Consider the following 13,301-nt stretch of genomic DNA (forward strand, 5'->3'; position numbering starts at 1 on the left):
ACATCGATTCTTTCACGTCACCCGCGAACCTCGGCGAACAAAGAGCACGCGGGCAAACGGATGCGCGCAGTCAGACGGCGGTAATGCCGCCGTCGACAGCCAGAATTTGTCCGGTGATGAAAGCGCCGGCCCTGGTGGCGAACAGCGCCGTCACCCCTTTTAAATCCTCGGAGCCTCCGACTCTGTCCATCACTGACATTTTGGACGTTTCGCTTTCACTCAGTTGAGCGGTCATCTTGGTGGGGAAGTAACCCGGTGCAATGGCATTGACGTTGATACCGAGCGGCGCCCATTCATTGGCCAGGGTCCGTGTCATGTTCACCACGGCGCCCTTGCTGGCGTTATAGCCCAATGTTGGTATGCCTTCGGGATAGAGGCCTGCCAGCCCCTGGATGGAAGCAATATTGATAACCTTGCCACTCTTGCGCGGCACCATGCAGCGCCGCCCTACTTCCTGGGTGATTACGAAGATGGCTGTCACATTCAGGTTGATGACTTTCTGCCATCCGTCCAGGCTGTGATCGACGGTGCTTGCTCCCCAGGAAGTCCCGGCGTTATTGACCAGGACATCGATCGGCCCCAGAGCGTCCACCACCGTACCCACCATGGAGGGAATGGCATCAAGGTTGGACATGTCACAGACAATCGGAAAGGTCTCGACGCCCAGCGACCTGAGATGCTCCGCCGCCGCCGTCAGTTCGTGCATTTTACGGGCGGTGATCGCCACCTTGGCACCCAGTTCACCGAGGACTTCAGCCATCTGCAAACCAAGTCCGCGCGAGCCCCCCGTGACCAAAGCGACACAGCCATCGAGGTTCTGTAATTCGGATAAGCTCATTCCCGTCTCCCATGCTTATTATTCTTTACGGTATTCTTCTAACCGGAGCCCGGGCGCAAGCTTGACACCCGGGCGTCTGACAAGGCCGGTTATTTTTTTGGTTGAATCAGATTCTGCAGATTACTCATATTTTCCTGCAGGCGCTCCTGAAGTACTTTCCAGGCATCGCTGTGTGCTTTGACTTCCAATTCAGCCAACTCACGCACATTGCTCATCGCTTTCTTGAGCCGCTCGCGGGCCGCTTCACCCTGCTTGCTCAGACCTTCGCCCGACGCGCTGGCTTCCTTTACTGCCACCTGCCATTCCTGAAGAGTTTCTTCAAGGATTTCTCCACGCCGTTTGACCAGCGTACTGATGCCTTCCGAAGCCTGACGGCTGGCTTCATTCAAGGCCTCGAGCTCCTTCTTCTGCCATTCCGCTATAGCCTCCAGATCGACGCCCGGCAACTTGTATTTCTCAAACAAACCTTTCACTTGATCCGCCCATTGGGTGGCGGGGTTGTCGGTTTTTTCCGCTGATTCTTTGGCGCTTTTTACTGCCATGCTTCTGCCTCTCCTGCTCTGCCTGGTTATAAAATGATTTGGACATGGATCCGTACTGGATCAGCCAAACGGTTGCCAATGACAACGTTAACAAGGCCTCCTAACCCCAGCGAGGTTTGCAGTGACAGCCAAACCGGTCATTTTGGGACACGAGTAATGCTGGTCCATCGATGCCTGTAACTTACTTTTCCTCCCCTCGCCATTTGGAAAACAACGATTGCCATTGCTCCGTTCCCGGAGCCACCGGCAACCAGGTTTTGACCAACTCCTTTGGATCAAGCTTCTTGAAATAGGCCTGCACCCGGTCCTCCGCGCCCTTCATCATGCGATCCTGCATGGGCTTCCAGTTCGGAAGGCCCAGAAGAACACGGGCTTCTTCCGGAGTGCACTCCACATTGATGGTCACTTTCATCGCTGCTCCTTATTATTCGTTTTCTTCAGGAAAGCGCATCGGTGACACCATAGGCACCGAGCACCCCCTGGAATCCCCGGACGTCATGCCCCATGACAAGAAGGTCATGCTTTTTGCCCCGCAGATCTCTCACGTGATCCCGGAGAATACCCTCTGGACGGAATCCCAATCCCTCGAATACCGCTATCGCTCCTTTTTGGTCCGGTGTCATTCGTACCACGATCCTTTCCATACCCAGATTCAGTGCGGCGGCGAAGGCTTCCTGCACCAGCACCGTTCCCAGCCCCGTGCCACGCGCATCAACGCTGACCAGGACGCGAAGCTCTCCCACATGGGGTGACCAGGGCTCATCGGAAGGGATAACCGTGGCGGTACCCATAAATCGGCTACCGCTCTCCGCCACCAGCCCCATCATCCGACCGGATTCCACCTCATCGAGCCATTTTCGAATCACCGCCGGCTGCGTAATGTCCCGCATCAGAAATAGCAAATCGTGGTCAGGTAGATTGAAGGCGAAACGGAGCATCGGCTCCTGGTCGGATTTCGTCATCAACCGCAGCACTACGGACTCACCTGCAAGGACTTGCTCACGTGGCAGACGCTCTGCACTCTCACTACTCATAACGAACGCTCCGACAACCATCCATCGATTCTGGGCCATAGACGTTTGATCGCATTACGCCCGGCAACCAGACTGACGTGTCCACCCTCAATGACCTCCTCGATGCGATCTTCCGACGTCACCCTGTTTACCAGGCATTTGGCGGATTCATAAGGAACGATATGGTCGTACTTGGCGACGACATGCATAAAGGGCATCGTTATCTTTCCGAGATCGACCTTACGGCCATTGAGTTGGAGGTGCCCCTCCACGAGGCGGTTTTCCTGAAGCAGCTCTTTCACCGTCTGACGAAAACATTCACCGGCAAAAGGAATCTGATCGTTACTCCATCGGTCCAGACGGCGATAGGCGGTGACGAACTCATCATTCCACATGTTTTCCCACAGCCGGATCTGGGAAAAAAAGCGGGATGCCGGCCGCAGCATGTCAAAGGATGCGAGAATCATCTCGGCGGGCACATTGCCTAACCGGTCGACGATATCGTCAACGTCAAAATGGCGCTTGTCCGTCCATGCCCTTTGCAACGTCATTCCCGAGAAATCAACTGGCGTGGTCAGGCACAGCAGATTCTTTAACGGGCCATCCGGATACTGCGTGGCGTATAACACCGACAACAGACCGCCGAAACAATAACCCAGAATCGAAACATCCTGTTCGCCGCTGTATTCCTGGACACGTGCGATACAGGTCGGTAGGAAGTCCAGAACATAGTCCTCGAGACGCAAGTCCTTGTCCTCGTCCCGTGGCGCGCCCCAGTCGATCAGATAGACATCAAACCCCCTTTGAACCAGATACTCGACCAGGCTCTGTCCAGGAGCCAAATCCATGATGTACGGCTTGTTGATCAAGGACATCACCAACAGAACCGGTACGCGATATACTTCCTCGGTCTGCGGCAAATAGTGATAAAGCACCAGGGTTCCCTGCCGGTAAAGTTCCTCTTTCGGTGTCTTGCCCGCGTCGATGCCACTGCGGTTCAGATACTCCATCCCCTTTATTTGGCGCTGAATCACCCTTTCCACCTCACGCTGGACGATATCAGCAACCTGGCCAGAAAATGAGGAGGTATCGGCTTCAACCTTGCTGGTCATAAGGAGCCCCCCCGTCTAATCCGTATTTATGCTTGGACTGCGTGTCCGTTTCGGTTTCGCGGCCGTGGACCGGCTGGCGCTGCGGGATTTACCGGCAACGGCAGCACTTTTTTCCAAACGACTCAGGCTTTCCTCAATGGCATCCAGGCGCTCGGCGATTGCCGTTATGTCATCCCGGGTAGCCAGATTCACCGTCTCGAGATAACGCCGTGTCATTTTCTGGAAGGTATTCTGGGATTGTAGAAGTGCCTTCAAGACGCCCTGACTCGCCGCAGTGTATTGAGGTGTGGCCATTGCTTTGCTGAGGCTCTCGTTGATATTCCTTTCCGCCTCGGTCAGAAAGCTGCGCCATGCCTCAAAGGGATCTTGAGAAGTACTATCGTCCCGCTTATTGCTCATGTCTTATCCTTTCGGCCTTTCGTACCACTACCTCTAGCGCACTTTTCGTCGCTCCGTGCTGCTACCGGGGCCTCATGACCGATGTCATTTCGCGGTGCCGGCAGCACTCTTTCTCCAATAAATATAGTGCTCCGCACGAGGCGTCGGAAAAGGTGCTCAGCGTCCTTTCGTCCGGTGATTTACGGACAGACAAGGCCGGATGATCAGCAGCATGGGACCATCCCACACCGCTGCGGATAAGACTGCTTTCAAGGAGGAAAAAAAGTACCTGGAAATGGAGATTGGAGCCCCGCTCAATCGCCGTTTGGATCCATTCCCCGGTATTCGGACGGAGAGCATCCCGTCCAGCGTTTGAAGGCATGGCGGAAGTTGGCCGCGTCCGAATAGCCCAATCGACAGGAAATCTCTTCGTTGGTCAGTTCGGTTTTGCGCAAGTACTCCACCGCCAGCCTCATCCGTACATCCCGTAGCAACTCCCTGAAGGAGGTGTCCTCATTGGTAAGTCTGCGACGCAGCGCTCTCGGATGCATACCCAACTCCGTCGCCACCCCCTCAAGGTCAGGAAAATGGCCAACGTACTCCACCAGCAGCTCGCGCACATCAGCGGCGATCCCACCCGAGACGTTGAGTTCGCTCAGGAGTTTTTCGCAGATTTCCAACACCATGGCATTGGTGCGAGCATCGGCAAAGGGTAAGGGATCCTGCATGCCTGGCGCTTCAAAGCGATAAATATTCTCTTCTTGATCAAAGGATACCGGGCATTCCAGGATTTCTTCATAAGCGTGGCCATAGAGGGGGCGGGGGTAAGCCAGCTCCACGCGCGAAAACCGGAATCTGCCGCCGGTCACATCCCGGCAAACCGACAGATGAGCGGCCAACGCGAACTCCACCGAGAATCGATAGGCCATATCCGCGGGATCAGCCCATTGCCTTGGTGTGAGAGTGCAGTAGCCACCGTTGTCTTGCAGAATCATGGGGGCCTGGCAAAACGGACTGCCGGAAAGGATGTATTTGTTGTTGACCATCGACACATCAATGAAATTGGCACTGCTCAGTAAAGCGTAGCCATACATTCCATAACTGGTCACATGCATCCTCCGACCTGCCCGCAGGGCCACATCCGTGTCGTGCATCAGGTTCAAGGTATTACGGACCACTCTCTCAAGGTGTTGACAGGAAGTGCGCGTGGTGTGCCTGGTCAGCATCGGCACCTCAAGACCCGTCCCATCCAGTATCCTTTGCGCGGCGCCCGTTTGTGATTCGACTTGTTGGATGATAGCGGTGATGGAGTGAGTAAAATTGACACATCTTTCGGAAGCAGGAACAAAGTCGTCTACCATAACGGGTATTACCGGATCGCGTTCATTTAGTTGTTTTAATGCGGGCATCGTCTTTCTCCCGGTGCAACACCCTAATAATTAGCGGCTGAACGCATCGCCGGTCAAGCATTTAATTATCTGGTTCCTGGTAAAATCTTAAGGGAATGGAATTATTTTTGAGATGAAAAAGCCGCTACTCATGGACACATCCATCCATGAGTAAAAAAGCGGTGACACCAGCACTCCTGGTACCAATTGAAGTACCGGCGACACCGAGAACCAGCGCCTGTCACGGCGCCAGTCGACCCTATGTTACGATGCGATATCGGCGTACCGCGCCGGTTCCGGGAACCAGCCCCGATAGGCTTCCCCGCCCTTGAAGGGACGCCAGCCACCCTCCTTCTGCGCCAGCCGATCAGCGATCACATAATAGGCAAGAGGATTATGCCCCAGGCCGCAATGGCTGCCTCTGATCTCGATATTCTCGCGTTTTTCCCCTTCTTCCTCGATGGAACATTCCCATGCCACTATGCCATCGGTGCGGCTATACACTGAACTGAAGGGTACATCCGGCGGCACCTCAACATGCAGGGATTCCCGCACCTTGTCCACGGAGTGACCAGACAAGGATTCATAAAGGCGCCAGGCGTTACTGGCTCTGGGGTTTCCCTTGAACGGCGATCCCAGGGTGATCACCTGGCGCACCAGATCCGGCGCCTGCTTGGCCAGCTCACGGGCATAAAGTCCCCCCAGGCTCCATCCGATCAGACTTACCTTTTGGCCATGCCGCTCGTGGATTTCCTTTAATCGTTCGATCTGCCGTTCGCGCATACCAGAGCGATAGCCCACATTACGTCCCAGATTCCAGCCGTAAGGTTCGTAGCCGCGATTACGCAGGAACATTCGTAACGCCACGGTGCTGGAATCATCAGCGCTGAGTCCTGGTAATACCAATACCGGATGGCCGTCCCCCTTGGGCAGGGTTCCGAGCCACGGAAGGGATAAAGTCAGACTTCCAAACTCTAAGGCAGCCCGCCATTCCGCCCAGAACAGGAATAAGGACGGTGCTTTGATCTCGCTGGAAACAGCCTGCATATTCGAGCTCCTTTCATTCGTTGTTGTTACTTGAGTCTCGTCGGCACAAACCTGAATGGTTATTTTCTGCTCACTTGTTCCACCATGGTCCCTATGAGCAACGCTCAATCAGCAAATCTGCCGTGTGCTGTTAACACAATAAAAGATGGACACAGCGGCGCTAGGTCTGAATTGACCGACCGGCCAGTCCGTTCAGAACCCCCGGGGACGCCGATTTCGATTTTATCTCTTTGGAATGGCTTGGAATGGGCCGGCATGCAGTAAGCCCGCGCCAGCGACGCGTCAAGGGGGAAAGCTCCCCCACGGTTTGATTGTCGGCAATCATCCGGAGCTAGCGTTCCCGCAGGGCCTCTCCAGCGTGGTCGATCGGCTTCATCAGATACTCGAAAATGGTCTTCTCGCCGGTGCGGATATCCACTTTGGCGATCATCCCCGGTACGATCGGGAACCGGCTACCCGCATCATTGATCAGAGCATCCGTTTTGGTACGGATGAACACGCGGTAGTAAAATATCTCCGGCTTGACCTCGTCCTGAATGGTATCCGGCGAAATCATCGCCACTTCACCATCCAGGTCGCCATAAACGGTGTAGTCATAGGCAGTGATCTTTACCTTGGCGGGTTGCCCGGGATGAATAAAGGCAATATCTCTCGGGGAAATCCGTGCTTCCACCAGCAACTGATCATCCAACGGCACGATTTCCATGAGACGGCCATTGGGAGGAATTACCCCGCCCCGGGTGCTCACTTCAATGTCCTTCACCACCCCACGCACCGGCGAACGCAGTGTCAGTCTCGACAGAGCATCCGAGCGCCCTCTTACCACCGAGGACAGCGCCCTGGCCTCCGCCTCGGCTCGGGCCAGCTCCTCCCGCGCCAGAATCAGGTATTCAGAGCGGATCTCACTGGCTTTGAGCTCCAGCTCCGACAGTTGGCGCCGTAGGCGCAGCACTTCCACGTTACTGGCGGCACCGATTTCCAGCAGCGATTCGGTCAATTGCAACTCTTCGCGCACGATACGCTGGGACTTATGGACCCCGGCCAGGGACGATCGCAGCCCCCGTCGCCGTGTTTCATACAACTCGGTCTCGGCGGCGATGAGCTCGGGATAGGCTTGTAGCGCCTCGGGGAAGATCAACGGCGTCTCGTTGACTTCCGCTTCCAGTCTGGCAACGGTCCCCAGTGCCGCGCGATAACGGGCCGCGCTTTCTTCCACACTGGACTCGGTCTTGGTCAGATCCAACTGAGCCAGCACTTGCCCGGCATCGACGATGTCCCCTTCCCTGACCCTCAGGTCCATCAGGATTCCGCCCTCCAGAGACTGGATGACCTTTTCCCGGGAAGATGGGATTACACGGCCATCGCCGGTGGAGACCTCCACCACTTTGGCAAAATAGGACCACACCAGTAACGCCACCATGACCAGGCAAACCAGCCACACAATACGGGTTGAACGAACCACCGTGGCATCGTCCACCTCGTCGTTGTAGTGGCGATGATCATTGTCGTAGTCCAGCAAAGAGGCCGCCCCTCCAGCGGCGTTCATCGACAACCCCGTGGCTTCCGCCGGGTGGGGCGTGGTGGCTTTCCTTTTGTCCTTCATGACCGGTTCCCCTCCTCGCTCTTTTTCGCGGATTGAACCGGTGCCTTTTTCGATAGAATGGGAAGGACTTTGGCTCGCGTATCGTCGAGTAGAATCCGCCCATTTTCCAATACAATGATACGGTCCACCAGATTGAGCATACTCATCCGGTGTGTCGCCACCACCAGGGTTCGGTTGTCCAGCCAGTCACTCATTCTCTGAATGAATTTCTTCTCCGCCGTCTCATCCAGTGAGGCGGTAGGTTCATCCAGCAGTAGAATATTGGGTTGTCGCAACAACAAACGGGAGAGCAACAGAGACTGGCGCTGGCCACCGGAAAGGCCAAGCCCGCCTTCAAGAATCGGATGGTCAAGCCCGTCGGGCAGCGCTCTCAGATAATCGCTGGCGCCGGTCATTTCCATGGTTGCGAGTAACTCCTGGTCGGACACATGGGGCGCGCCCAGCATCAGATTATCCCGTAAGGTGCCGTGGAACAGCCGCGCGTTCTGGCTGAGGAGACCGACATCCCGGCGAACATCCGCCGGGTCGATATGGGTAAGATTCACGCCGTCCAGGAGAACCTGTCCGGATCCGGCTTCGATGGCGCCGGCCAGGGCCTGCAACAGAGTGGACTTGCCCGCGCCGTTGCGCCCCAGCACACCAATACGCTCTCCAGGTTTTATCGCCAGTGTTTTCACCGCCAAAGCGGCGGTGGGGGCCTCCGGGTATTGGAACACCGCTTGCTTGAACTGATAGTGGCCGGTAACGAACGGCCGGTGAACGCGCTTCTCTTGCTCGGGATGGTCCACTGGACGTTCCATGATCTGATCCAGGCTGCTCATCGCCACCTTGGCGTGCTGCCATTTGCTCATCACATGGGTGATCTGAGACATCGGTGCCATCATGCGCGAGGCCAGGATAGACGCTGCCACCAGCGACCCCACCGACAACTCCGCTTCCATCACCATCGGCGCACCGAACAGGACTATGACCGCGAACACCCCACTCTGTACCGTATGACTCCACACCACCAGGGTATTGGCGATATTGCGCAGCTTCAGATTCACGTCGGCGGTGACCGCGTTGTAGTGATTCCATTGCTGCTGGAAGCGCCCTTCCGCTTGCAACGCCTTGACATCCTCCAGCCCCTGGATGGTCTCCACCAGCATGGCATTACGTAAAGATGATTCGCGCATGGCCTCATTGGCCAGAACATGTAAGCGTCTCTGCACCAACAGGCCAGGGATGATCATCAGAACCACCGCCGCCAATGGCACCAGCACCAGTGGCCCGGCGATATACCAGAGCACGAAGCAGAACAGGAAAAAGAAAGGCATATCCGCGAAGGCGGTTACCGTACTGGAAGTAAGCAGCTCCCGAATATGCTCCAGCTCGCGAATCTGGGCGATGAAGGATCCGGTGGATCTGGGTTTTTCCGAGTTTTTTATGCGTAACGCGTGGCCAAAAACCCGATCCGACACCCGCATGTCGGCTCGTTTCCCCAGCAGGTCGGTGATATGAACACGGCTCCTGCGCAGGATGAAGTCAAACACCATTGCCACCAGCACACCGGAGAACAGCACATACAAAGTGGCGTAGGATTCCGCCGGGACCACCCGATCATAGACCTGGCGGGAGAACAGAATGCCGGCCAGCGCCAATAAATTGGCGGCCAGCGATGCCAACATCACATGGCCGTAGGGTTTCAGATCACGAAGAATGATACGTCGGAACCAACTCGATTGATAAGGCCGCACATAGTCGTCCACCCTGGCGTCGGGGGCTGACCGGGCCGGTCTCAGGATCAGAGTGAGAACCACATTGTCGATCAGTTCCTGACGAGAAAGCTGACTCCTCAGGCCCTGATCACCACTATAGGACAGAGTGATCGTCCCATCACCACCAATGCTTTCGGCCACCGCCACCTGACCGTCCTTGAATTGCACCACCAGGGGAAACCGCCAAGGGGTCAGTGGCATCCGATCCAACTCGTCAATTTTGCAGGCCAGGCCCAATTGGCGAGCCATGGCCTTCAGCACGTCGCCCGAGCTCTGCCCCATGCTCCAGGCAGCGGTCAGATGAACATTCTCCTCGGAATATTCCAAACGGTAATGCCGGGCCACCGCCAACATGGCCTCGGTCCAAGGTCCGTAGTCGGGAGCCGGCGAGACTTCGACAGGGGGTTCTTCCGCATCCTGGGTATTCATGGCTGAATCGGCACTCCCTGTACGGCGGCGCTGCTCAAACCAAACGCCGCGCGAATTTCCGCCACGTTGTAAAGACAGTCGATTTGCAAGCGGCGCAGATCAAATCGGGTATTCTGTTGTTCGATGCGGGACTGATGGATTTCCTGTTCCGTGTTGAGGATGTCCAGCAATGAACGCGTTCCCAAGGACAAGTACTGCTGCCGATACAGCTTCTGTGTCTCGGCGATGCTGTTATAACGGTTGTTCAGTAATTCGAGGCGCCCTGACAGACTCAGTGTCTGTACCTTTGCCTCCCGTAACCCCAGGGACACTTCCCGGTAAGCGGCGTCCCGGGCAGCATTCGCCGCCTCAAGGGCGTAGTCCGCCGCGCGTCGGCGGGCCTTTAACGCGCCGCCTTGAAACAACTTGCTGCTTACCCCCACGGAAACGAAAACGTCATTGTCACGATCCATGGCTTCCAGTTCCGCGGGGCGATCGTTCAGATAGTGCTCGAAATCCGCGGAGATCGAGAAGGTTGGCAACATCTGCGCCCGCGCCTGCCGGATCAGGGAACGGGCCTCCTCCCGCTCCGCTTCCGCCCGCATGATTCGGGGCACATTGTCGAAGTTCTCCTCCACGAGCAGACAGGCATCAGCCAGATGATTAGGAAACGCTGGAGATACCCTAACCGGCCCGGGGGCATTCAGCAGACTTTGCAGATTGCGCTGCCATGCATCGCTTTGCGCCTGGAACTGCAGAACCGTGGCTTGTGCCGCCTCTTTTCGGGACAGCGCCTGAATTTCGTCCGACCGGGTAGCCGCGCCCTTGGCGGCCCGCTGAGACGCCAGTTCCTGCAACTCTCCGATGGCGTCAACCTGCTCCTCGGCGATTGCCAGCAGCGTTTGATAGCGCTGAACCTCGATCACCGCCAGCGCGGTCTGTTGAGCTAGCTGGTCCACTGCCAAAAGTACATTGGCCCGGTCTCGCTCCACCCCATGGGAGGCCGCCGCAACGGAACTGGAGACCTTGCCAAAGTCATACAACATCTGGGAAGCCGAAGCAGTCAGCGCCTCTTCGGAGCGTCCGGTGGAGTCTCGATAACCACGGCTCAGACCGGCGCTGAGCTCGGGATAATAGCCCGCGCGGGCCACCGCCACCTGCTCGTTTTGCTGAAACAGGCGGCCTATGGATTCAGCGATAACAGGATGGCTATCCACCGCCCGCTGAACCGCGCTGACAATATCGAGTTCCGCTTCGCTTCCGTATGCCGCAACGTCCTTGGTAGGTTTTTGCCTGGCACCGTTATCGAAACCGGTTTCCCCTGCCCGGGCCTCGCCAAGGCAAACGCACAGCATCACGATCATTAACAGGTATGGACGATGAACGCCCTTGCTTCCATGAGACCGCATTTAGATCCCTGACTGCCGTTTTCCCCAAGAAGGCACCGGACCTCTTGGCCCGGTGCCGGTGCGCGTCGCCGGCGGACTAAATCACCGAGATGCCGCTTTGAACCCACAGTTCACTGGGATTGCCCTCCTGGCTGTAGACCACGTAATCGGTGCCGTCCACGGTGGAGGTACCGGTACTCTGCCAATCTCCGATCAGTTCCACCGTATCGTCCTGATCACCGTCTATGAACAGCACATTGTTGGCATCGGTCATTGCGATCAACGACGCCAGGTCGATGGATATCTCGTTGGCGCCGGTGCCGCTGATCGACAGATGCTCGATATTGTTGATCGTCGCCGGGTCGACATAGTCGCCCGCGAGGCTGTCAACGAAGTCGAGAGAAATGCCATCACCAGTCAACAGCAATGTATCCTCGCCGGCACCGCCGTCGAAAGTATCGTTACCCAGGCCTTCGTAGACCAGGGTATCGTTACCGTCCCCGCCATTGAGGGTGTCGTTGCCGTTGCCACCGCGCAGCCAGTCATCTCCGGCGTTGCCGTTGAGTACATCGTCACCATCGTAACCATAGAGACGATCACCACCCGCCGTCCCTTCCAGGGTGTCGGCACCCGAGGTGCCATCAGTCACCGGATTATTCGCCGCGTTCAACAGGCTGAGCTCGGCCAGATCGGTAACGCTGTCGGTAGCGGTCTGCCCGTCGAGGTCCTCCCCTGTAATGGTATAGCTTGGCAGCAATCCGAGATCGGTTCCGAGCAAGGCATCCGCCAGATAGATCGAAGCCAAAAACTCGTTGATCGCGAGATTATCGATGGCGCCGCCGTCCGCCGCGGTAATCGTCAGTGTCGGTGTGAGATTGAGAGGGAAAAGATTGTAGTCGCTGAACTGGATATCCAGTCCCAATTCATCAGCCAGCGCCTGAGACCAGTTCAAAGTCTGGTTCCCTGCTCCCAACAGCCCCAGAATCTGGTTGATGCTCAACAGCGAAGACATCTCGATAGTGACCGACGCCAGATTGTTATTCGGGTCGTAGGCAGAGAACATCTGATGGTTGAGATCAAGGAGCCCGATCGCTTCCACACCAATCAATCCCAGCAGACTGCCGCCATCGACATTCACTACCGGACCGGAAGCATCGACGTCAAAGCCGACCGAATTGGAATCCGGCGAGACGTTGCCCGCCGCATCGGTGATCGTGGCGGTAGCGGTGTAGGTACCGTCATCCAGCCATTGGGCCACATCCACATTGGCCGTACCCGCGGTTACCTCATCCGTGGTTACGGTGTGTTCAGCAGTGTAGACCGCGCCGCCGTCTCCGGTGAAAGTCAGAATGATGACATCACCCGCCTCGGCGCCGGCAGGCAGGCCTACCTCGGCCTGTACCCCGTCCACCATTTCGTTGCTGTCGACGATACCGTCGGCGGCATCGGCGATGCTCAAGGTCGGCGCATCCGGAGCAACGGTGTCCACTGTCACATCAAAGAAGGTACTCGGATCCGAGGTGTTGCCCGCTTCGTCCGTGGCCGTGGCCGTGAAGCCATAAGTACCATCGGCCAGTGCGGCCGGGACGACAAAACTCCAGTTACCGCTGGCATCGGTCTGCACCGTGCCCACGGAAACACCATCCTGGAAAATCTCCACGGTGCTGTTGGCTTCCGCCATACCCCTCAGAGTAGGCGTATCATCGTTAGTGCTGCCGCCGGGCAGTATCGGGCCGGTGCCGGGATCCACATCGTCCAGCGCATCTTCGATGGTCGGCGCGGCTGGAGCCAGGGCATCCACACCGATCGTAGCTGGAGCACTGGTAT

At 56.8% G+C, this 13,301-nt stretch carries 12 protein-coding genes; all 12 read right to left on the reverse strand.

Features of this window, described 5'->3' with window-relative positions; all coding sequences use genetic code 11:
• Positions 1 to 70 precede the first annotated feature (70 nt).
• A complete protein-coding gene (locus A6D6_RS15250) occupies positions 71 to 838 on the reverse strand; it encodes an SDR family oxidoreductase (RefSeq protein ID WP_159661188.1) in 768 nt (255 codons plus the stop codon).
• Between the two features lie 89 nt (positions 839 to 927).
• Complete coding sequence (gene phaP, locus A6D6_RS15255; protein WP_159661189.1) at positions 928 to 1,380, reverse strand: TIGR01841 family phasin; 453 nt, start codon at positions 1,378 to 1,380, stop codon at positions 928 to 930.
• A 181-nt stretch (positions 1,381 to 1,561) separates the two neighbouring features.
• Entirely contained in the window at positions 1,562 to 1,792 is a 231-nt protein-coding gene (locus tag A6D6_RS15260) for a DUF6489 family protein (protein WP_159661190.1), read from the reverse strand.
• A gap of 25 nt (positions 1,793 to 1,817) precedes the next feature.
• Positions 1,818 to 2,414, reverse strand: coding sequence for a GNAT family N-acetyltransferase (locus A6D6_RS15265; RefSeq protein ID WP_159661191.1), 597 nt, complete (start codon positions 2,412 to 2,414; stop codon positions 1,818 to 1,820).
• Positions 2,411 to 3,505, reverse strand: a complete 1,095-nt coding sequence (locus A6D6_RS15270; protein WP_159661192.1) for a PHA/PHB synthase family protein — start codon at positions 3,503 to 3,505, stop codon at positions 2,411 to 2,413. The genes A6D6_RS15265 and A6D6_RS15270 overlap by 4 nt, the downstream gene beginning before the upstream one ends.
• A gap of 15 nt (positions 3,506 to 3,520) precedes the next feature.
• On the reverse strand, positions 3,521 to 3,904 hold the full coding sequence (locus A6D6_RS15275; RefSeq protein WP_159661193.1) for a hypothetical protein: 384 nt from the start codon (positions 3,902 to 3,904) through the stop codon (positions 3,521 to 3,523).
• A 293-nt stretch (positions 3,905 to 4,197) separates the two neighbouring features.
• Entirely contained in the window at positions 4,198 to 5,292 is a 1,095-nt protein-coding gene (locus A6D6_RS15280; RefSeq protein ID WP_159661194.1) for an AraC family transcriptional regulator, read from the reverse strand.
• Between the two features lie 243 nt (positions 5,293 to 5,535).
• Positions 5,536 to 6,318, reverse strand: coding sequence for an esterase/lipase family protein (locus A6D6_RS15285; protein ID WP_159661195.1), 783 nt, complete (start codon positions 6,316 to 6,318; stop codon positions 5,536 to 5,538).
• Positions 6,319 to 6,649: 331 nt separating this feature from the next.
• Positions 6,650 to 7,921, reverse strand: coding sequence for an HlyD family type I secretion periplasmic adaptor subunit (locus A6D6_RS15290; protein WP_236564118.1), 1,272 nt, complete (start codon positions 7,919 to 7,921; stop codon positions 6,650 to 6,652).
• Positions 7,918 to 10,107, reverse strand: a complete 2,190-nt coding sequence (locus A6D6_RS15295; RefSeq protein WP_159661196.1) for a type I secretion system permease/ATPase — start codon at positions 10,105 to 10,107, stop codon at positions 7,918 to 7,920. Before A6D6_RS15295 ends, A6D6_RS15290 begins: the two co-directional genes overlap by 4 nt.
• The gene (locus A6D6_RS15300; protein WP_236564119.1) at positions 10,104 to 11,495 is read right to left on the reverse strand and encodes a TolC family outer membrane protein; all 1,392 of its coding nucleotides are present in this window, start codon (positions 11,493 to 11,495) and stop codon (positions 10,104 to 10,106) included. The genes A6D6_RS15295 and A6D6_RS15300 overlap by 4 nt, the downstream gene beginning before the upstream one ends.
• Before the next feature lie 76 nt (positions 11,496 to 11,571).
• The coding region (locus A6D6_RS15305) for a calcium-binding protein (protein ID WP_201303805.1) at positions 11,572 to 13,301 on the reverse strand (1,730 nt) is incomplete at its 5' end.

Origin of the sequence: Alcanivorax xiamenensis, assembly GCF_009846745.1 — a bacterium.
GTDB classification, from domain to species: domain Bacteria; phylum Pseudomonadota; class Gammaproteobacteria; order Pseudomonadales; family Alcanivoracaceae; genus Alloalcanivorax; species Alloalcanivorax xiamenensis.